A 19,766-nucleotide genomic window follows, 5' to 3' on the forward strand; every position below is an offset into this window, starting at 1 on the left:
CTCATGCGCATCGCTGTCACCACCCCCAACGGCCACGTCGGGGGCCACCTCACCCGGATGCTGATCCGCGCCGGTGTCCGCCCCCTGCTGCTCGCCCGGAACCCGGGTGCCATCGCCGCCGACCTGCGCCCGTACGTCGACATCGCGCAGGCCGACTCGCAGGATCCCGAGGAGGTCGTCGCCGCGACTCGGAACGTCGATGCTCTGTACTGGGTGAATCCGTCGGTGTTCTCCGACGACCCGCTCGCCGACTACGCGCGTGCGACCGAGGCCCTGGTGCAGGCCGTCCGGGCGAACGGCGTCCGGCGCGTGGTGTTCCAGAGCAGCGTCGGGGCGGAGAAGCGGCACGGCGTCGGCGAGATAGACGGCTTGGCCGCCACGGAGGTCGCGCTCGACGCCCTCGACATCGATGTGACGCATCTGCGCTGCGGCTACTTCTTCACCAACCTGCTGCTCGACGTCGAGTCACTGCGGGCAGGGACGCTCGCCACCGTGCTGCCGCTGGACTTACGGGTACCGTGGGTGGCGCCGCGCGACATCGCGGAGGTCGCCGCCCTCACTCTGCTGAACGGGGAGTGGAGGGAGCGGCGGGTGCAGGCCGTGCACGGACCGACGGATCTGAGCTGGAGCGAGGTCGCCGCGATCCTGACGCGCGAGCTCGGGCGAGAGGTGACCGTGCAGCGCATCGACGACGAGGAGATGCGTCAGGGGCTCCGCGCTGCGGGGATGCCGGAGGCGATGGCCGAGGCCGTGCTGGGGATGTCGACCGGGCTTAGCGACGGCTTCGTGGCCGAGCAGCCGCGGTCCGTCCTCTCGACGACGCCGACGACTCTCGAAGCGTGGGTGCGCGAGGAGCTCCTCGGGGTGGTGTGACCGGCATCCTGCCGGAACCGGTCCCGTCCGATATGGTGCGGCCATGGAGACCACATCCGAGGTGACGCACGAGACCGATGGCGACGCGCTGTCTGGGACCGCGCCCGAGACCGATGAGCTCGAGCGCGCGGAGCGGCGACGGCTGGCCGTGAACAGCTTCGGATGGATCGCCGCGTGGGGTGTGTCGGTCGTGGCCCTGATCGTCGGCATCAGTCTCACGGGAGTCGGGACGGTCAAGCACATCGTCGAGTACAGCGACAGCTACGACGTCTTCACGCGCGAGGTCTGGCCCGCGGGTCTCGTGCTCCTGGGCGTGGGTGCACTCGGCATCATCGCCACCGCCCTCGCCACCGCGGTCCTCCCGCAGAAGCGCTGACCCCAGACGGAGAACGCCCCCGCCGTTCGGGTCGGCGGGGGCGTCGGTTCCATGGAGTCGCGTTACTGCACGGACCAGCCGCCGTCGGAGGCGAGGATGGCGCCGTTGATGTTCACGGCGTCGTCCGAGAGCAGGAAGGTGATCGACGCGGCCAGGTGCTCGGCGGTCGCGACGGTCGGGATGGCCTGCTGGAACGGGGCGAGGCGGCCGGAGCCGTACTCGGACATGTGCGGGGGCATCGGGATGCCGGTGGCGACGCCGCCCGGGGCGACGGAGTTCACGCGGATGCCCTTCGGCCCGTACATGAACGCGGCCGACTTGGTGACGCCGATGATGCCGTGCTTGCTGGCGGTGTAGGCGTTGCCCGAGGCGTTGCCGCGCAGGCCTGCCTCGCTCGACACGTTGAGGATCGCGCCGCGGCCGGCCTTCTCCATGACGGGGATGACCGCGCGCATGAGCTTGAACGGTGCGGTGAGGTTGATCGCGATGACGCGGTCCCACACGGCATCCGGGGTCTCCCCGGCGGGGGAGAAGTCGTCGTTGATGCCGGCGACGTTCGCGAGCCCGTCGATGCGGTCGCCCGCGGCGGCGAGCACGGCGTCGATCGCGTCCTGCTTCGTGAGGTCGCCCGCGACCGTGACGATGTCGGCATCCGGGAGCTCGGCCTTGAGGGCGTCGAGCTTCTCGGCCGCGATGTCGCTGGCGATCACGCGTCCGCCTTCCCGGGCGATGCGCGAGGCGGTGGCCTTGCCGATGCCGGAGGCGGCGCCCGTGACGATGACGGTCTTGCCGGCGAAGCGGCCCGCCGTGACCTTCTCGGTCCAACCCTCGGAGGCGTCGTCCTCGGGGATCTCGCCGTTGTTCGCGGCGCGCACGAGGTCGTCGACGACCGACTGGGGGAGCTGGCCCTGGCTCATGGCGACGAGCTGCTGCAGGGGGAGTCCGAGCACGGGGGTGAGGAGCTCGGGGTCGGCGCCCGTCTGCTCGAAGAGGCCCCGGATGAGCGGGCCGCCGGTGGGGTCGTTCATCCAGTCGCCGATGGTGGAGTGTGCGGTGAGGGCCATGCTCTTTCTCCTTGCTCGGGTTTCGCAACGGTGCGTCTACTTATCTTCCAGTGTACGCCTCTGTACGCTCGAAAGGTGCCCCGTCCTCGCAGCGAAAAGGCCCGCCAGTCCGTGCTGGAGGCGATGCGTCGCGCGCTCGCTGCAGACGGATACGAGGCCGTGACGATCGAGGGTCTCGCGGCTGAGGCGGAGGTGTCGAAGCAGACGATCTACCGGTGGTGGCCGTCGAAGGCCGCGATCCTCGGGGAAGCGCTGCTCGAAGGCGCGGTCCCTGGTGCGGATGTCGTTGTGCCGATGACGGACGACCTCGGCGCGGACCTGCGCGCGTGGTTCACGGCGGTGTCCGCGGGACTGGCCCGGCCTGAGGGCGTCTCGCTGGCGCGGGCGCTCATCGAGGTGACGGCGGCCGACCCGGAGCTGGGTCTCGTCTTGAACGAGCGGCTGGCGGCGCCGATTCGGGAATGGGTCTCGGAGCGGGTCTCTCGCGGGCGCGCGGACGGCGACGTGCGGGCCGACGTGGATGCCGCCGCGGTCGCGGACGAGTTCATCGCGATCGCCTCGTACTCCGCCCTGATCGGGCAGCCGTTGAGTGCGGAGCGGGTGGAGGAGACGGTGGTGCGGTTGCTGCGGGGGATCGCGGCGAGCTGAGTCTCTCGCTGGATTGCTGTGCGACGCGACGGTCGCGGTTCTCCACGCTGCACTCGTCGGGTACCTCGAGGCGAGAGTATCGGTTGTGACCTCATATGTATGCTTTCATGTGTCACATGACACAGCGAACGCGATCCCGCGGCATCGTGTCGGGGCCGGCGGGTGTGTGGTGGCCGTGGGTGAGGAACTGCTAGAGGTGGACATCATGCTTTTTGTCGCGGTGGGCGTAGCTCTTCTCCTCTGGGGGACGTTGGTGGGGAGGGTCGGCAGGAAGCTCGGCACTCTTCTCGCCATCGTTCCCGTTCTGGTGTGGTTCGGCGTCCTTGCGTGGTTCGGGTCGTCGGGCAACCTCGACAGCCCGGCTGGAGATGCGCTTCCGGTGTACCTCGTGATCGGGCTCCTTGCCTTTATCACCGGCGTCAACCTCACCGATCGCTCCGTGTCCGTGCGCAATTCACTATGGAAGCCATGACCCGCTCGGCGTGTGATGCCGGCGACGAGTGTGGCGGTGACGTCTTGACGGAGCCGCCGGCCGCGGTCTGACCTGCGCGGTCTGAGAGGTCGCCCTCCGCCACCTGCGAGCAGACCAGCCCGCGAGACCGCCACATCTTGACCAAGGAGACGGTGGTGCGGTTGCCGCGAGGGGTCGCGGCGTAACTAGTCCGCGGTCGGGCTGAACCGGAGCACGTTCGTCTCACGCCTGCGGAACCCGACGGACTCGTACAGCCGCAGTGCGGACTCTCGGGACGGGCGTGAGGTGAGATCGAGCGTCCGGAGTCCGCGCTCTTGCGCGAGCTGAGTCATGTGCTGCAGGAGGAGTCGTGCGATGCCGCGCCCTCGTTCCACCTCGTCGACCACGACATCTTCGACGTGCCCGCGGAGCCCGGTCAGGGAAGGCGCGGTTACGAGAGTGGCGGTGCCGACGATGCGCCCAGAGTCACGCGCCACCAGGAGCTCCGTCGCCTCGTGTGCGATGACCGCCTCGGTTCGAGCGCGATCGAACTCGGCCGATGCGGAGAGCTGCACCAGGAGCGATGCAATTGCTTCGGCGTCAGCGTCCTTGAGTTCACGCAACGATTCGATGGTCAGGGGCGACTCGTCCATCTCGGTACCGTAGCCCGATTCGGGGCTTGGTCACTCTCTTCGGAAGAGAATGCTCCCGAAGCCGACGAGCATGAGACATGCGCCAAACAGACCAGTCAGAGCAGCAGGTGCGAGGTTCCCAGTCGTGTGCTCCGCGTCCGAGATGTAGCCCTCAGCAATCGCCATGACGATGGCGAGGATGATGACGCTGGCACCGACAAATCCCATGCTGACCATTGCTCGTCTCGTTCGTTGCTTCACAATCGCTCCTACGGGCTGCATCCTGCGGCCACGACGTCGCTGTACCCTACGTCAAGCCGCCCCGCGTCGAGGCTCCAGGGCGACATGATCGGTCCCGGCTCACGCGCGCCAGTACACCGAGCCGTCCGTCTCTCGGGTAAGGATCCCGTGGACGACAAGGAACCGTCGCAGCGTCGGTGCATCGGAGTAGTACCGTTCGAGGCGGAGGTTCAGGTCCGCTTCGCTGAGCCGCTCACCGTCGGCGATCACGCGGTCTCCGATGGCCTTCAGCATCGCCCGTCGCTCGCTTGATCTCCGCGGGTACTGCTTGACCCGACCGCTGGCGTCGAACCACCGTTGCAGCGGATCCGGCGTCGGCACACCTCGAAGTCCCGCCAACTCCGCCCTGATGCCTTCGGAGTTCAGAGAGAGGCTGTCGCCGGTCGCGGTGATGAGGCCACTCCGGGTCAGAGCGTCGACCGCCTTCTCCGCCTTTCCCCGGGGGACGTCTTCCGTGGTCACTCGGAGGACGATGCTCGCGAAAACCCGAGCGACCTCCTCGTTTGCCAGACAAGCCAACATTGCTCTCACGTCGCTCACGATGCCTCCACGGTCCCAGGTCGGCGCTGCGGGTTCCGCATCGGCCCGAGCGGGACGAGCAGCACGCAGAGAGCATAGACGGCGCACGGACGGATGATCGTCCACTCGAGAAGCGAGCACGGGAAACGCTGATCAATCGTCTGGGTCAGGGTCCATCGCTGCGACGGAGGGCACTGCGATAGCTCCTCATCATCGCGACGTACCAGCTGGCGGCGCCCACCATCGCAGTCCCTTCGAGGACGGCAGCGACATGTGGCAAGGATCCGCCGCCCAAGAATGCGGTGATGAACCAAGCCCACACGCCGAGGGTCGCGATCAGGTGAGGGCGAGGCTTCGTGATCGTCGAGAACCACGTGGGGCGATCGACGAAGAGACGCCTTGATCGCTCGCCACGTGGCAGCGGGCCGCCGAGACTTCGCCACCCTTGGGCCTGCTTGCCGGACATCGTGGTTCCCTCCTCGTGAAGCGTCAACGACTCGCGATGCGTTGCAGGTCCGCATCGGTGACGTCCTGAAAGCCGATCGACACGGGCGCGAGGCGAGTGGTGCGTGCCTTGCCGCTGTCGTCCGTGTAGTCGATGGACGGGCTCATGATGCGGAAGTCGAAGTCTCCTTCGCACGCGAGTTCCGCTGTGACGCTGTGCGACCGGGCGTCCAATGAGACCTCGTCTGGGCGGACATCTGGTGAGCCCGGGTCGAAGCGCTGGACCGACGCCACCGCCTCAGGAACGGGGAAGTCGGCCATCGTGCACCGCGGCATCCCGACCACGTCCGCACCGGCGTCTGCGGAGGCGAAATCGTCGGCCGGCGCGCCCCTCAGCGACCAGCTGCCGACGGGCACCTGAGTGATCGTCGACGAGCCCGCGAAGACGAGGCCGACCGTACGGAACGACAGCCCGGCGGCGGCAACGTCGACAGTGAAGGTGACGTTCCCGAGTATGACCCCGTTGGTGCCGTCTCCACGGATGACGGTGAAGTCGCCCGGCGGGATTGACAACTCGCCCGAAAGTACGATGCCGGTGAGGTCGGTCCAGATCGCGTCGTCGGGCTCGGCGACGAAGATGAGGTTGATCGGATAGTTCGCGTTGGTCGGCTGGACGATCGTCGCGGAGGTCCGGGCGAAGGAGGCGGTGGAAGGTGCAATTTCCCCCGGGGAGCAGGATGTCAGGGCCGCGACGAGGCTCAGCGCGAAGATGCTCCACATGCTGAGCGTTGCGACGAGGTTCTGACGGCGTCGCGAGACTATCGAGAACCACGAGCGGTCGACTCGGGCCGGATCGTCAACGAAGATGTGGGCTCCCGCGTTGCGCCTGCTCGACATCAAGACGAGAGTTGTGCCGAAGCCGGCGGTAGGCCGCTCTTCCCAAGAGGAAGATGGCGTACCCCGCACCGCCGACGAGGACGAGCCAGAGGAGGATAACGGTGACGGCGAAGACGTTTCCGAACATTGGGGCTCCTTCGTGCTGCGGCGCTGGCGGCGTTCAATAGGTGGAGACGGATGTGCCGCTTACGCGGATCCCGATAGAGCCCTTTGTGGTTGCCCAGGCCAAGTTCGCGGTGTACCGGAGTTCCGCCCAGGCCGGGCCCGCGGCGCTCTGCGTCGCCCGCTTGATGCTGCCCGATCGGGTGCAGGAGCCGGCGACGTTGTCGCAGGTGAGCGATCGCATGTCGCGAACCCTCGCGCGACCCGAAGTGCTGGTCTGGTAGTCGATGACGAAGGTCGCGCTGCTGATGAGGTCGTAGACCCCCACCCGGCATCCAACCTTCCAGCCCGCGGAGCTTCTGCAACCGCTGATCGAGGACCGCGTTGCTGGGTCTGACGCACCGGTCGGACGCTCGAGTTCGGTCCAACTCCGAGAACCGTCGGCGAAGATACTGATGGTGCGAGTGCCGGTGCTCGTGGATTCGATCATCGTCCGCACAGGCCCCTTTCCAGCAAGTGAGTCAGGAGCTTCGCCGTGCTCCATCTTGTCGACGAGCTGATCCTGGATCTCCAGGTCGATGCCGCCCTCGGTCATCGTGGATCGGATCGCTGACTCTTCGGCGTCGGAGAGAAGTCCCACATCGGCCGAAGCGGGAGCCGCGAGGAGCAGCGTTGAAGCCACACTCAGGCCAGCCACCAGTCCGAGGCTAGGAATGTATCGTCTCATGGATCCTCCTATGCGATCTGTATCTGCAGTGAGTAAAGCGCACACATGAGGACGATTGCAATATATTTGGGTGAGGAACGTAGTCTAGGCGATGGTGTCGGAAATGGTGCGGTTCCCGGTGCCTAAAGGGGCTCACTGAGTGTTGGCCTGGGAGTGTTCGGCTCTCGGGTGGGCTGCCGCCGTCCGCCCATCCGTGAACCGCGCCTGCGCGCGGTCGTGGCGTCGCGGCACGGGCACATGCTCCGTCGCGGCTGCGAGGCCCATGCGCTTCGTCGAGACGTACACGCTCTCTGCGGTGTCGACGAGGAACGTCTCGTGCCACACGCCGACCGCTCCCGGAGCCCTGCGGGCGGCGCGGTTGAAGGCGGTCCATGCCGGACGATGCTGCTGGTCCGGGTTCGAGGCATAGGCGTAGAGCTTGTCGACGGACGACCAGAACTGCACGACGTAGGGCCCGCCCGATCCGAGGAGGAGCTGGTAGCCGAGCAGACCGGAGTCGGGCTCGGTGCTGAGCTCGCGGAGCATGCGCGGCATGGCGACGAACGCCGGCAGCCACAGGTCGGGGCGCCACCATCGGTTGATCTGCATCCCGATGTGGAACACGACGAGCTCGCCCTCGTGGCGGTGGGTCATGCGGCCCGTGACGACTTTCGACATGGCGACTCCTCAACTGGATAGCGATGCTATCCATAATGGATAGCGCTACTATCGAAGTCAAGAGGTGGCCATGAGGATTTCCGAACTGTCAGCGCAGACCGGCGTGACCGTGCCGACGATCAAGTACTACCTGCGCGAGGGGTTGCTGCCCGAGGGGGAGCGCACCTCCGCGACGCAGGCCGCGTACGGCGAGAAGCATGTGGAGCGGCTGCGGGTGATCCGGGCGCTGCTCGACGCGGGCGTGAGCATCGCCGAGACGCGACGGGTGGTCGCGGCGCTGGATGATCCGCCCGCGAACCCGCACGAGTTGCTGGGGACCGCGCATGCCGCGATCACCCCGCCCGCCGATGACGCGTTGGACCTCGCCGGCGCTGAGGCGCTCGCCGCCCGGCTCGGGTGGAAGCCAGGGATGTGTGACCCCGCGGTGCTGCATGCGGTCGCGCGAGCGTTGCAGGGGCTGGAGCGCGTCGGGTTCATGGTTCCGGAAGCGGTGATGACGGAGTACCTCGCGGGTGCGCGGCGAATCGCGGATGCGGAGATCGCGGGGGTGCCGGAGGAGTCTGCGGAGGCTGCTGTGCGGTACGTGGTGCTGGGGTCGGTGCTGGTGGAGCCGTTGTTGCTGGCGTTGCGGCGGGTGGCGCAGCAGGTGAGCTCGGGGGAGCGGTTTGGGTAGGCCTGAGGTTCGGGACGCCACACTTTTCGTACGCGTCTCCCCGAAACAGCTTCACCACCGATAGCGTGTGGGCGTGGGGACTAATTTGGGACGGCCGGAGGCGGAGCCATCGCACCCTCTGACTGACTACCAGGCGAAGTACTACGCGCACGAGCTGCAGCGTAGCTACGCGAACGATCACGTCGGCAAGCTCGCCGGGCTCCTGTTCGACGCCCAGGTGGAGCCGAAGCCGCACCAGATCGACGCCGCGCTGTTCGCTCTGCAGACACCGTTCCTGCCGGGCGTGATCCTCGCCGATGAGGTGGGCCTCGGTAAGACGATCGAGGCGGGCATCGTCATCTCGCAGTACTGGGCCGAACGCCGCCGCAGCATCTTGATCGTTGCCCCGTCGAGTCTGCGGCAGCAGTGGCAGCAGGAGCTGTACGAGAAGTTCCTGATCCCCTCGTCCATCCTCGATCCGAAGTCGAAGGACTCGCTGCTTGCTGCAGCGGGTGGTCGCTCGGCGCAGGTGTTGATCTGCTCCTATGAGTTCGCGCTCCGGCACGAGACCTCGCTGCTCAAGGCGTGGGATCTCGTGGTCGCGGACGAGGCGCACCGGCTACGGAACTACTGGACGGGCAAGACGAAGGCCGCCGAGGCGGTGGCGCACATCGTGTCGGGTGCGCACAAGACGGTGCTGCTGACGGCGACGCCGCTGCAGAACAAGCTCGAAGAGCTGTATGGGCTGGTGTCGATCTTCGACCCGGGCTACTTCTACTCGCTCGATGCGTTCCGCGAGCGGTACGTCAAGAACCGCGACATGGTTGGCGATGACGACCTGGTCGAGCGTGTCGCCACCGTCTCAAAGCGCACCTTGCGGCGTGATGCGGACAAGTACATCCACTTCACCAAGCGCCTGCCGCTGACCGTTGAGTTCACCCCGTCGCCGGACGAGGCGCGGCTCTACGACCTGGTGAACGACTACCTGCAGCGCGACGAGCTGTTCGCCTTCGCCGGTAGCCAGCGCCACCTCTCTGCCCTGATCATCCGCAAGCGTCTCGGTTCGTCGACCTACGCGGTCGCGAGCACGCTGGAGAACATCGCGAATCGCCTGGCCGATGAGGTTGCCGCCGGGCAGCGCCGCGACGGCCGTGGTGGCCTCGTGGCAGCAGACTTCGCTGTCGACGACGAGATCACCAGCGAGGAAATGGAGGAGGCCGACGAGATTGACGGCACGGACACCGGTGCCCGTGCGTCGTCGTTGCCGCTGGACGAGTCGTTGCTGGAGGCGATGCGTGCCGAGGTCGCGGAGCTGCGCGAGTACGCGGCTCTGGCTCGTTCGATCACCGAGAACCAGAAGGCCGTCAAGCTCGGAGAGGCGCTCGACCTCGGCTTCGAGCGGCTCCGTGAACTGGGCGCTCCCGAGAAGGCCATCATCTTCACGGACTCGACGAAGACGCAGGAGTACATCGCGCGCTCACTGCGGGAGGCCGGTCGTGGCGCGGGACTCGTCCTGTTCAACGGCTCGAACAACGGGCCGGAGCAGACCGCGATCTACCAGGCGTGGCTGGAGAAGAACAGAGACGGCGACCTGATCACCGGCATCGCCGCCATGGATCGGCGCAAGGCGCTCGTGGACTACTTCCGCACCGGGGGCACGATCATGATCGCGACCGAGGCCGCAGCGGAGGGCATCAACCTGCAGTTCTGCTCGATGCTCGTCAACTACGACCTGCCCTGGAACCCGCAGCGCGTCGAGCAGCGCATCGGACGCGTGCACCGCTTCGGGCAGAAGCACAACGTCGTCGTCGTGAATTTCTCGAACAAGGGCAACATCGCCGAGCAGCGCATCCTGGAGTTGCTGACGAACAAGTTCCAACTGTTCTCCAGCGTCTTCGGCGCCAGCGACGAGGTGCTCGGCGCGATCGAGGACGGGCTGGACTTCGAGAAGACGATCAGCGACATCCTCACCCGCTGCAGAACCGCTGACGAACTGGACTCCGCGTTCAAGGAGCTGGAGGCGCAGTACGCGAGCGAGATCTCGCACGAGATGGCCAGCGCCAAGGCGAAGGTCTTCGACAACCTCGACCCCCACGTCCAGGATCGCCTCAAGGCCTACGACACGCAGTCCGGCGAGGTGCTCAACAAGTTCGAGCGCTTACTGCTCGCGGTAACCCGGCACGAACTCGACCAGCACGCCACCTTCGAGGGCGACGGGCGCACCTTCGTGCTGAACCGGACCCCGGTGAAGGACGCGCCGACCGGGCGCTACTTCTTCAAGTCCCAGCCGCTGGAGAACGCCCACCAGTACCGCTACGCGAGCCCGCTGGCCCAGCATGTCGTCGAGACCGCCAAGACCCACGACACCCCGGCACGCGAGCTGACGTTCTCGCTCAGCCAGTCGGAGCGTGTGAGCAGCGCGATTCGTGCGCTGGAGAGCACCAGCGGTGAACTCACCGTCAGCGTTGCGACCTTCCGTATGAGGGCGCGCGACGAGGATGTCTCCGAGTCCTACATGCTGGCCGGAGCCCTGACCGATGACGGCCAGTGGCTCGATGAGGAGTACGTCGCGGACATCCTCGACCTGGCCTGCATCTCGGTTGGAGAGCAGGCCGTGGCGATCGGTGCGGCACGCTTCACGCCGCACCTTGATGCACGACGGGCGGAGCTGGAGAAGGAAGTCCAGGGCCGCAACTCCCGCTACTACGACCAGCAGGAGGAACTGCTCTACCGCAACCAGCAGGACCGCAAGGCCGAGCACGAGGGCAAGATCCGCGAGTACCGCGCCAAGGAGAAGGAAGCCCGCAAACTCGCCCGGCAGGTCGATGACCCGATGGAGCAGCTGCGGCTCAAGAAGGAGGCCCGGAAGTGGGAGCAGCGTGCCGAGGAGGCCGACGAGGACTTCCGAGACACACGCAAGAAGCTCCGGGCCGAGGCCGACATGTACCTAGAGCTGATCGAGCAGTCACTCCAGGGAACCCAGGAGACCGAGCACCTGTTCACCATTCGATGGCGGATCGCCACATAGACCACGGGTCATTCACAAACCCGACGCAAATTGTTAAAATCATGAAAGAGAATTACCCGAATGACTGACGAGATCTACGAAACACCATCCACTACTCCGAACTTCCAGACCGAGCTGGCAGCGCAGCTTGCCGATCTGATTCCCGAGGCCATCGCCGACGGCAAGGTGGATGTCGAGAAGCTCAAGGAACTGCTCGACGGCGACGCAGCCGATGGCAGTGAGCGGTTTGGGCTCTTCTGGCCCGGTAAGAAGCGAGCCCTCCGTGCGGCGCAGGAACCGACCACAGCAACACTTAAGCCCGACTTCGAGAACTCGAAAGACTGGGACACAACGCAGAACGTCTTCATTGAGGGCGACAACCTCGAAGTGCTCAAGATCCTGCAGAAGCACTACCACGCGAAGATCAAGCTGATCTACATCGACCCTCCGTACAACACCGGCAAGGACTTCGTCTACCCGGACAACTACAAGGAGGGCCTCGACACCTACCTCGAATGGACGCGCCAGGTCAACGAGGAAGGCAAGAAGGTCACGACCAACGCCGAGACTGAAGGCCGCTACCACTCCAACTGGCTCAACATGATGTACCCGCGCCTCAAGCTTGCGCGGAACCTGCTCACCGATGACGGCGTCATCTTTGTCAGTATCGATGAGAACGAAGACGCCAACCTTCGGTTGCTCATGGATACGGTGTTCGGCGCGTCCAACTTCGTGGGCGAGTTCGTCTGGCAGCACAGCATTCAGCCGAAGGGCTATACCAACACGGTGTCCCTTCACCACAACATTCTTCTTTGCTATCGCCGCAGCGAAGTATTCGAACTACATGCGCTTGAACGCACTGCCGAGCACAACGTCAACTACCGCAATCCCGACAACGACCCTCGTGGCCCTTGGCGCGCAGGCGACGTTCGCAACGCCCTCTACAGGCCCAATCTCCGTTACCCGCTTGAGACTCCGAGCGGCAAGACGATTGAGCCGCCTGAGAATGGCTGGCGATGGAGCAGGGAGACGATGGCCGCGAAGATTGAAAGCGGTGAGATCGTCTTCGACGAGGCCGAGACCAAGATCACGCGAAAGATTTACCTGGACACCGTCGAAGGGCGCGCCGTTGAGTCGATCTGGTTTGGCAAGGAGGTCGGTGTCACTCGCGATGCCGCACGCGAACTCAAGGCTCTTTTTGACGGCGTTCTGCCCTTTGACACCCCCAAGCCGATCGGGCTGATCGAGCGGATGATGCAGGTCGCTGGAGTCGGCAACGGCGACATCGTCCTCGACTTCTTCTCCGGTTCTGCTACGACCGGGCACGCTGTAATGGCCTCGAACGCGAAGGATGGCGGAACACGTCGTCATATCCAAGTGCAGTTGCCGGAACCGACAGGTGAAAACTCTGCGGCTCACAAGGCTGGGTTCCCAACGCTGGCCCACATCGCGCGGCGGCGACTTGAGCTAGCGGGTAGTCAGATCAAGAACGAAGTCACCGCTCAGACAGTGGACACCGGTTTCCGGGCGTACAAGCTCTCAGATACGAACTTCGCCAAGTGGCGGCTGTCGAGCGATGTCGAAGAGGATGTGCTGCAGCAGCACCTGCTCAGCCTTCGTGACAGCGCCACTGACGATGCCTCGGCCGACGATCTGCTCACCGAGATTCTGCTCAAGCAGGGCTACTCCCTGTCCGAGGCGGTCTCGTCCGCCGAGGTTCGTGGGCTTGACGTCCGGCTCGTACGTGACCGGGACGGCGATATCGCCGTGCTGGCCTACTTGAACGAGCACGTCAAGCCGACGCTCGAGCAGCTTCGTGCGCTTGTGGATGAGTCTCCGACGCGGATCATCGTGCTCGAGGACGCGTTCCAGGGCGACGACGAACTCAAGACCAACCTGGCCCAGCTCGCAAAGAGCAAGGGCATTGAGCTCTGGACGGCCTGAGTATGAAGAACAGCACAGTGAGCGGTTCAGGATTCCAGTTCGACGCCAGTCAGCCGTATCAGCTTGATGCGATCGCGTCAGTGGTCGACCTGTTCGACGGGCAGCCGAAGGATGCAGAAAAGCTGGTCACGACGCTGCGTGGTGCGGCGGTGCTGCCCGACTCGGATCAGTCGGTGCTTGACATCGACCTGACGCAGGAGGTCGGCGCAGTCGGCAACAGCCTGGTGCTCGATCGTGACCTGATCCTTGCGAACCTGCAGCGTGTGCAGGATCGCGACGGCCTTGAGGTGGCGTCGGCGCTTGCGGGCGACGCGCTCGACTTCGATATCGAGATGGAGACCGGCACGGGCAAGACCTACGTCTACCTGCGCACGATCTTCGATCTGGCCGTCCGCTACAACTTCACGAAGTTCGTGATCCTCGTGCCGAGCGTCGCGATTCGCGAGGGCGTCAGCACGAGCATCCGACTCATGCGCGAGCACTTCGAGAACCTCTACAAGCCGCAGGGCATCACCTTCGATGCCTCGATCTACAGCGGCAAGAGCGCCGAGGAGGTGCAGTCGTTCGCAACGTCCACGAACGTGCAGATTCTGATCATGACGATCGACTCGATCCGTGGCAACGCGAACACGCGCATCATCCACCAGACGCGCGACAAGCTGAACGGCCTGCGCCCGATCGACTATCTGAGGGCAACTCACCCCGTTGTCATCATGGACGAGCCGCAGAACATGGAGTCGCAGCTGTCGCAGTCGGCGGTCGGTGAACTCGACCCCCTCTTCACCCTGCGCTACAGCGCCACGCACAAGAAGCAGCGCAACGTCGTCTACCGGCTCGACCCGGTCGACGCCCACGATCTCGGTCTGGTGAAGCAGATCGTCGTGGCTGAGGTGGCCCAGCAGGGCGCGGACGCGACGCCGTATATCAAGCTGGTTGAGGTGCGGCGTGAGCCGTCGTGGTCGGCCCGGCTGGAGCTTTCCTGCCGCAAAGCCGATGGCTCGCTTGAGCGCCGGGTTGTGAGTGTGAAGCAGCATCAGGAGCTGTCGGATGCGCGCCTGACGAACAATCCGATCTACGAGGGCTGGCGCATCAACGAGATGAGCATCGAGCCCGCCTACGTCGACCTCACCACCCACGGGTTCCTGTACGAGGGCGAGAGCATCGGTGCCTCGGCCGGCGCGATCTACAAGGAGATGATCCGCGAGACCGTCCGCGAGCACCTGCGCAAGGAATCGATGCTGCGCGCCAAGGGCATCAAGGTGCTCAGCCTCTTCTTCGTCGATAAGGTCGCCAGCTACCTGGGCGACGGCACGAACAACGACGACGCGAGCGGTGACTTCGTGCAGTGGTTCGACGAGGTCTTCATCGAGGAGCGTGCGAAGTCTGCGCGCTACCAGGAGCTGCTGCCGCAGGCGCCGAGTGCACTGCGCCGGGCGTACTTCTCCCAGATCAAGCGCGGCAAGACAACCACCTTCCAGGACTCGTCCGGCACCACCAAGGCCGATGACGACGCCTACGAACTGATCATGCAGCAGAAGGAACGCCTGCTCGACGAGAACGAGCCCGTGCGCTTCATCTTCAGCCACTCTGCCCTGCGCGAGGGCTGGGACAACCCGAACGTCTTCCAGATCTGCACCCTGCGCGAGATGGGTGCCGAGACCGAGCGCCGCCAGACCCTCGGCCGTGGACTGCGCCTCCCTGTCGCAAAGACGGACGACGGCTATACCCGTGTCGCTGACCGGGGCGTCGCGACGCTGACCGTGGTGGCGAACGAGTCGTACACGAAGTTCGCGGACGCGCTCCAGCGCGAGTACAAGGACGCCGGTGTCGAGATCGGCCGTGTGCGCCGGGCCGAGTTCTCGAAGATCCCGCTGCAGGACGAGAACGGTGCGCTCACCGATGACCAGTTCGGCTACCAGCGATCCGTCCTCGTGTGGGAGCACCTCAAGGACAAGGGCTTCATCGACAAGGACGGCGCGGTCACGCCGAAGTTTCAGCCGAACCAGCTCGGCTTCGACCTTGACCTGCCCGTCGACTTCGTCTGGGCCGAGTCGATCATCATCGAGCTAGTCGAGCGTGCGAACATCGGCAAGTACGTCAAGCCGGTCAGCAAGCGTCAGCCGCGCGTGCTCAATAAGCAGCTTTACGCGACACCGGAGTTTGAGGAGTTCTGGGAGACGATCAGCCAGAAGACCACCTACCGCGTCAAGGTCGGTCGCGACCAGCTGATCGAGAACGCCATCCGGGCGATACGGGAAGCGCCGAAGATCGACGCGCTGCGCATCCAGATCACCCGCGCCGGGGTCAAGGTGCTTCGAGGTGGTGCCAAGGGCGAAGAACTCGGCACCCGCTCGGCCGATCTCAAGGGCAGCTACGACCTGCCAGACATCATCACGGAACTGCAGGAGGCGACCTCCCTCACCCGCAAGACCATCGTCGACATCCTGATCGGCAGCGAGCGGCTGGGCGAGTTCATCGGCAACCCGAACGACTTCATCGCGATGACCAAACGCGCGCTGCAGAGCGAGTTGGCAAAGATCGTGGTCGAGGGCATCCAGTACGAGCGGATCGCTGGCTCGGTCTACGAGCTTCGCGAGCTGCAGCGGGACGGCGAGGAGGAGAAGGAGCGCTTCCTCGACCAGATGTACAAGGTGCAGCACACCCAGAAGACCGACTTCGACTACGTCGTCTTCGATTCCGATGTCGAGCGCCAGTTCGCGGAGCTGATCGACTCTCGCGAGGACATCAAACTGTTCATGAAGCTGCCCGCGAAGTTCAAGATCGACACCCCAGTCGGCCCGTACAACCCCGACTGGGCGATCATCAAGCAGGAGGACGGCGAAGACCGGATCTACATGATCCGCGAGACGAAGAGCACGCTCGACGACTCGAAGCTCCGCCCGGCCGAACTCGCCAAGATCAAGTCGGCCGAACGCCACTTCGAGGCTATTGGACTGGTGAGTTATGGCCGATCGGTGCCGGGAGTGTGGAATCTGTGACCGAGGAATGGGGCTTAAAGTTGATCAGGCGCGGATAGCGCGGATCTCTGATCCAGCGTCGCTGAGGCCACGCTGGACGTAGCTTGAATGGAATCGCTGGTCGAAACGCCGGGGTGAGCAAGCGCCAGCGTCGCGAGTGTGCGCACACGGGCGGCGAGCAGTCGAGGCTCCCCGCTCACATCAACTGCATGCGCGATCACCGTCGTCCCCGTCGCAGCGATCTCATACCGTCGCGGCCTCATATCTCCCGACACATACAGCAAATGCACCTCCCGCACTCCCGCCGTCACCGCGTACGCGAGCGCCTGATACACGTCCGCATTGGGCGGCGACCCGTCGCTCTCGCCCCACACTTTGTACTTCGTATCCGCAACCGCAACCACTCGCCCGTGCCGCGAGATCACGATGTCCGGACGCATCCGGATCTTCCCCTCGGTGTCCAACCGCCAGTCCGACACCTGCAGGTCGACGTCGAACCCCTCCGGGTGCAGCGTCGCCTGAAGAACCCGCCCGACGAAGTCCTCGTACACCTTCGCCACGTTCAGCAAGAAAGCGGACCCCGAGCTCGCACCCTCGGCGTGCGCCCACGATGTCGCCTCGAGAACCCATCGGGCGAGGCGGAGTGCAGGCTGGTAGTGCGCGTTCAACCGTGATTCCGCGGGCAGCATGACCGGGCCCGTCGCACGCAGATCGGATACCTCGGAGAACAACCCCAGCAGCGGACCGAGCTTGTTGACCACCCGCCGCGGAAGCTGCTCCAGGCGCATAAGCGCGCGCAGGGCAGCCTTGAGGATCCGATTCTCCGCGACGTCTTCGGTGTAATCGTCGTAGGTGAGCTCCACCGGCACGGGGATACCCGGCCGCACCTTGAGCTGCCGCGCGATGTCCCAGCGACCACGGATCATGGTGCCCGTCTCCTCGACGGAGAGGTATCCCTTGAGTAGCCCTCGCCCTGTCGCCTCCCCGACTGCCCGTATCAATGCGGAGGCCAGCGCAGCAGGGAGATCCTGATCGGCTTCGAATGCGAACGACGCATCATCCACCTCCGCCTGCAAGCCGGAGTAGGACGCCATGAAGATGAGACTTCGGAGCGGCGTCTTCGGCCGCATGATCAGACGTACGTCATCGATCGCGACCACACCGACGCGCGTCACGTCCGTGACCCGCCAGATGCCGAGATCCGTTGTTGGTGAGACCCGACAGAATCGCAGCTCCTGCAGACGCGCTGCTTGTGACGCAGTGAGCCCGACCAAGGACTCGCCCTTCTCGGTGATCTCCTCGACACGAGGCTCGGCCACTACGGCGTTCATGTCTGAGGCGATGGGTCCGCGCTCACCGTGACGGTCGCGAGCAGAGCATCCAGCCCGTACTTCACGTGTACGTCGACACCCGTGCCGATGTGCCGCTCTTCGAGCAGAGGCAGGATGCTCTCTTCCCACACGGCGCGCAGGTCCGCCTCGCTCAGGTCGTCCTTGCGGAGCAGATGGCTCGGGCCGATGCGGTCCTCGCGATCGCGGATGCTCTCGTTCAGCAGCTCGAACAGCTCGGCGACCGGAAGTGTCTGCGGATGTTGCTCCGCCCACCGCCCGAGGATGCCCTTCACAGGAGCGACATCCGGATGCAGCTCGAAGAAAGCGAACCGGCGGCGCATCGCCGAGTCGAGCAGTGCGATCGACCGGTCGGCGGTGTTCATCGTTCCGATGATCAGCACGTTCGCGGGGAGGCTGAAGGACTTCCCGCCATCATCGCCCGACCCGGCGTAGAGCACGTCGATCGCATCGTCGCGGTACTCGAGCAGGTAGTACAGCTCACCGAACACCTTGCTGAGGTTCGCCCGGTTGATCTCATCGATCATCAGCACGTGCGGCACATCAGGGTTCTTTCGGGCCTCGTCCGCGATCTCTCGCAGCGGCCCGCGCGTGAGGGAGAAAGACAGCTGCCCCGCGGCATCCGTCACCGGTCGGTAGCCGGCGAAGAAGTCTTCGTAGGTGTACGACGGGTGGAACTGAATGCGCTTCACGACGCTGCCGGGCTTGCCGAGTCGGTCGGCCAGCGCGCGAGCGACATACGTCTTGCCGGTTCCGGGAGGGCCGTAGAGGATCACCTGCCCCCGGCGGTGCAGCGCGCTCGTGACCTTCTCCAGCCAGGCTTCGTGCAGGTGGGTGGCGTCTGCGAGTTCGATGACGTCGACCTCGGAGGGGACAAAGCCGCGCGGGTCCGCGCTCGCGACATCGTCGGTTTCATCGTCATCCAGCGGAAGCTCAGGGGTGCCCTTTTGCGTATCAGGGTGCCAACGGTCGCGAAGCGGCTCGTCGTACACAGTCACCGGCTTGCCCGCCTTGAGCTGAAGGGCGATCTGGATGCGCTGCAGGTCTGAGTCTGCGTCGTCGGAGAACTCCCCGCCGATCTCGCCGATGAATGCCTCTCGGATGAGACGACGATGATCCGTCGAGACGATCGGTCCGAAGAAGCCGGGGTGCACCAGGTACAGCAGCGCATACCGCTGGGTCGGGAAAGCCGTGTCGGAGCCCAACACGACATCACGCCATTTTCGGGGATCCTCCAACGCTGCGACCTGTTCTTCATCATTGAGTTCGGTCCACGCAAGGAGAACATCGAGGATGACGGTGATCGCCTTGTTGACGTGTGATTGCATCCCCTGACCCGGGTTGAACGCACCGCCGCCGAATGCCTCGTCGAAGACCTGGGGGATTTCGACCGGATGCCGCATCGTCTTCAGCATTGACTCGACGCGCTCACGCTTCTTGGCGTGGCCGATGATCCAGCCGATCGGCAGCACCTGAAGTGTGATGACCTCGGCCATCAGAAGGCGCTGATCATCTGTAGCGTCGGCAAACTGGATCGCGAGGTTGCCCGTGAAGCCCTGCCCCTCGGTTGCTTCCGCCGAGTTCCAGATGGCACGAACTTCGCGGATGTTCTCGCTGCTCCACACCTCCCGCCCGGGAGCAAAGGCGGACATCCCCTTGCGGAGTCCCTCCTGAACGATCACGTCAGCAGCCGCGAGAAGCTTCCGCTGAGCGCTGTCAGTGCTGACCCACCGCTCAGGAAGCGCTTGGTCGATCTCGTCGCGGAGTCGCGCACGTCCGAGTGAGTATCGGCGTTGAGCCTCGAGAAGAAGCGAGTCTCCCGGGTGACCGCTAAGCGCGTCGACACCTTCCGATGTGATGGCCCATTCGCCGATGCCGGACGGGTTCTTGCGGAGCCATCCGGCGGCGACGAGATCAGCGCTCGACCACCGCCAGTCGATCTCTCCCCTAGGGCGGTTGTGCGATTTGAGTTCTGATTCGTACGGAGTCAGGGGGACACGTTGGAGACATTCCGCCCACAGATCCGACACGGGTAGATACGAACCGTCTGGGGCGCGCTCGGCAAGAATTTTCAGGGCTGTACGCGCGCGCTCGGCACGTTTGACGTTCTTGTCCATCGATCCCCTCCGGATCAGCTCATTTCGAA

General features: G+C 64.9%; 17 protein-coding genes. 8 read left to right on the plus strand and 9 right to left on the minus strand.

All coding sequences use genetic code 11. The features are described 5' to 3' along the window. Positions 1 to 3: 3 nt before the first annotated feature. Both KZC57_RS11060 and KZC57_RS11065 read left to right on the plus strand, forming a co-directional pair. The gene (locus tag KZC57_RS11060; RefSeq protein ID WP_247641756.1) at positions 4 to 873 is read left to right on the plus strand and encodes an NAD(P)H-binding protein; all 870 of its coding nucleotides are present in this window, start codon (positions 4 to 6) and stop codon (positions 871 to 873) included. A gap of 43 nt (positions 874 to 916) precedes the next feature. Beyond that, positions 917 to 1,249 (plus strand): hypothetical protein, encoded by a 333-nt coding sequence (locus tag KZC57_RS11065; RefSeq protein ID WP_247641757.1) that lies wholly within the window; start codon positions 917 to 919, stop codon positions 1,247 to 1,249. Between the two features lie 62 nt (positions 1,250 to 1,311). On the opposite strand, the gene KZC57_RS11070 is transcribed toward KZC57_RS11065, so the two are convergent. Further along, the gene (locus tag KZC57_RS11070) at positions 1,312 to 2,313 is read right to left on the minus strand and encodes an SDR family NAD(P)-dependent oxidoreductase (protein ID WP_085604478.1); all 1,002 of its coding nucleotides are present in this window, start codon (positions 2,311 to 2,313) and stop codon (positions 1,312 to 1,314) included. Positions 2,314 to 2,388: 75 nt separating this feature from the next. On the opposite strand from KZC57_RS11070, the gene KZC57_RS11075 reads away from it, so the two are divergent. Together KZC57_RS11075 and KZC57_RS11080 are read left to right on the plus strand one after the other, a co-directional pair. After that, positions 2,389 to 2,961, plus strand: a complete 573-nt coding sequence (locus tag KZC57_RS11075; RefSeq protein ID WP_247641758.1) for a TetR/AcrR family transcriptional regulator — start codon at positions 2,389 to 2,391, stop codon at positions 2,959 to 2,961. A 175-nt stretch (positions 2,962 to 3,136) separates the two neighbouring features. Then, positions 3,137 to 3,433 (plus strand): hypothetical protein, encoded by a 297-nt coding sequence (locus KZC57_RS11080; RefSeq protein WP_247641759.1) that lies wholly within the window; start codon positions 3,137 to 3,139, stop codon positions 3,431 to 3,433. A 185-nt stretch (positions 3,434 to 3,618) separates the two neighbouring features. Here the strand turns inward: KZC57_RS11080 and KZC57_RS11085 are convergent, their stop codons facing one another. The 6 genes from KZC57_RS11085 to KZC57_RS11110 form a co-directional block, all read right to left on the minus strand. Then, complete coding sequence (locus KZC57_RS11085) at positions 3,619 to 4,065, minus strand: GNAT family N-acetyltransferase (protein ID WP_247641760.1); 447 nt, start codon at positions 4,063 to 4,065, stop codon at positions 3,619 to 3,621. A 30-nt stretch (positions 4,066 to 4,095) separates the two neighbouring features. Then, positions 4,096 to 4,281 (minus strand): hypothetical protein, encoded by a 186-nt coding sequence (locus KZC57_RS11090; RefSeq protein WP_247641761.1) that lies wholly within the window; start codon positions 4,279 to 4,281, stop codon positions 4,096 to 4,098. 123 nt (positions 4,282 to 4,404) lie between these two features. Next, a complete protein-coding gene (locus KZC57_RS11095; RefSeq protein WP_247641762.1) occupies positions 4,405 to 4,884 on the minus strand; it encodes a DUF2087 domain-containing protein in 480 nt (159 codons plus the stop codon). A 468-nt stretch (positions 4,885 to 5,352) separates the two neighbouring features. After that, positions 5,353 to 6,273, minus strand: a complete 921-nt coding sequence (locus KZC57_RS11100) for a hypothetical protein (RefSeq protein ID WP_247641763.1) — start codon at positions 6,271 to 6,273, stop codon at positions 5,353 to 5,355. Positions 6,274 to 6,364: 91 nt separating this feature from the next. Next, on the minus strand, positions 6,365 to 7,003 hold the full coding sequence (locus KZC57_RS11105; protein ID WP_247641764.1) for a hypothetical protein: 639 nt from the start codon (positions 7,001 to 7,003) through the stop codon (positions 6,365 to 6,367). A gap of 162 nt (positions 7,004 to 7,165) precedes the next feature. Next, positions 7,166 to 7,690 (minus strand): monooxygenase family protein, encoded by a 525-nt coding sequence (locus KZC57_RS11110; RefSeq protein WP_247641765.1) that lies wholly within the window; start codon positions 7,688 to 7,690, stop codon positions 7,166 to 7,168. A 70-nt stretch (positions 7,691 to 7,760) separates the two neighbouring features. On the opposite strand from KZC57_RS11110, the gene KZC57_RS11115 reads away from it, so the two are divergent. From KZC57_RS11115 to KZC57_RS11130, 4 genes are all read left to right on the plus strand, one after another. Continuing rightward, positions 7,761 to 8,363 (plus strand): MerR family transcriptional regulator, encoded by a 603-nt coding sequence (locus KZC57_RS11115; protein ID WP_247641766.1) that lies wholly within the window; start codon positions 7,761 to 7,763, stop codon positions 8,361 to 8,363. A gap of 73 nt (positions 8,364 to 8,436) precedes the next feature. Further along, positions 8,437 to 11,370, plus strand: coding sequence for an SNF2-related protein (locus tag KZC57_RS11120; protein WP_247641767.1), 2,934 nt, complete (start codon positions 8,437 to 8,439; stop codon positions 11,368 to 11,370). A gap of 60 nt (positions 11,371 to 11,430) precedes the next feature. Further along, positions 11,431 to 13,293 (plus strand): site-specific DNA-methyltransferase, encoded by a 1,863-nt coding sequence (locus KZC57_RS11125; protein ID WP_247641768.1) that lies wholly within the window; start codon positions 11,431 to 11,433, stop codon positions 13,291 to 13,293. A gap of 2 nt (positions 13,294 to 13,295) precedes the next feature. Next, complete coding sequence (locus tag KZC57_RS11130) at positions 13,296 to 16,292, plus strand: DEAD/DEAH box helicase family protein (protein WP_247641769.1); 2,997 nt, start codon at positions 13,296 to 13,298, stop codon at positions 16,290 to 16,292. Positions 16,293 to 16,306: 14 nt separating this feature from the next. Here KZC57_RS11130 and KZC57_RS11135 read toward each other — a convergent pair whose 3' ends face one another. Together KZC57_RS11135 and KZC57_RS11140 are read right to left on the minus strand one after the other, a co-directional pair. After that, positions 16,307 to 17,602: an McrC family protein gene (locus KZC57_RS11135; protein ID WP_247641770.1), complete on the minus strand. Its 1,296-nt coding sequence runs from the start codon at positions 17,600 to 17,602 to the stop codon at positions 16,307 to 16,309. Continuing rightward, positions 17,599 to 19,737, minus strand: coding sequence for an AAA family ATPase (locus KZC57_RS11140; RefSeq protein WP_247641771.1), 2,139 nt, complete (start codon positions 19,735 to 19,737; stop codon positions 17,599 to 17,601). Before KZC57_RS11140 ends, KZC57_RS11135 begins: the two co-directional genes overlap by 4 nt. Positions 19,738 to 19,766: the final 29 nt, after the last annotated feature.

Origin of the sequence: Microbacterium sp. KSW4-4 (assembly GCF_023091185.1) — a bacterium.
GTDB classification, from domain to species: domain Bacteria; phylum Actinomycetota; class Actinomycetes; order Actinomycetales; family Microbacteriaceae; genus Microbacterium; species Microbacterium paraoxydans.

What these genes read in the sequence shown, in the direction of transcription:
- KZC57_RS11060 (WP_247641756.1), top strand. Translation starts at nt 4, where the DNA reads ATGCGCATCGCTGTCACCACCCCCAACGGCCACGTCGGGGGCCACCTC.
- KZC57_RS11065 (WP_247641757.1), top strand. Translation starts at nt 917, where the DNA reads ATGGAGACCACATCCGAGGTGACGCACGAGACCGATGGCGACGCGCTG.
- KZC57_RS11070 (WP_085604478.1), bottom strand. Translation starts at nt 2,313, where the DNA reads ATGGCCCTCACCGCACACTCCACCATCGGCGACTGGATGAACGACCCC.
- KZC57_RS11085 (WP_247641760.1), bottom strand. Translation starts at nt 4,065, where the DNA reads ATGGACGAGTCGCCCCTGACCATCGAATCGTTGCGTGAACTCAAGGAC.
- KZC57_RS11090 (WP_247641761.1), bottom strand. Translation starts at nt 4,281, where the DNA reads ATGGTCAGCATGGGATTTGTCGGTGCCAGCGTCATCATCCTCGCCATC.
- KZC57_RS11110 (WP_247641765.1), bottom strand. Translation starts at nt 7,690, where the DNA reads ATGTCGAAAGTCGTCACGGGCCGCATGACCCACCGCCACGAGGGCGAG.
- KZC57_RS11115 (WP_247641766.1), top strand. Translation starts at nt 7,761, where the DNA reads ATGAGGATTTCCGAACTGTCAGCGCAGACCGGCGTGACCGTGCCGACG.
- KZC57_RS11125 (WP_247641768.1), top strand. Translation starts at nt 11,431, where the DNA reads ATGACTGACGAGATCTACGAAACACCATCCACTACTCCGAACTTCCAG.
- KZC57_RS11130 (WP_247641769.1), top strand. Translation starts at nt 13,296, where the DNA reads ATGAAGAACAGCACAGTGAGCGGTTCAGGATTCCAGTTCGACGCCAGT.
- KZC57_RS11135 (WP_247641770.1), bottom strand. Translation starts at nt 17,602, where the DNA reads ATGAACGCCGTAGTGGCCGAGCCTCGTGTCGAGGAGATCACCGAGAAG.
- KZC57_RS11140 (WP_247641771.1), bottom strand. Translation starts at nt 19,737, where the DNA reads ATGGACAAGAACGTCAAACGTGCCGAGCGCGCGCGTACAGCCCTGAAA.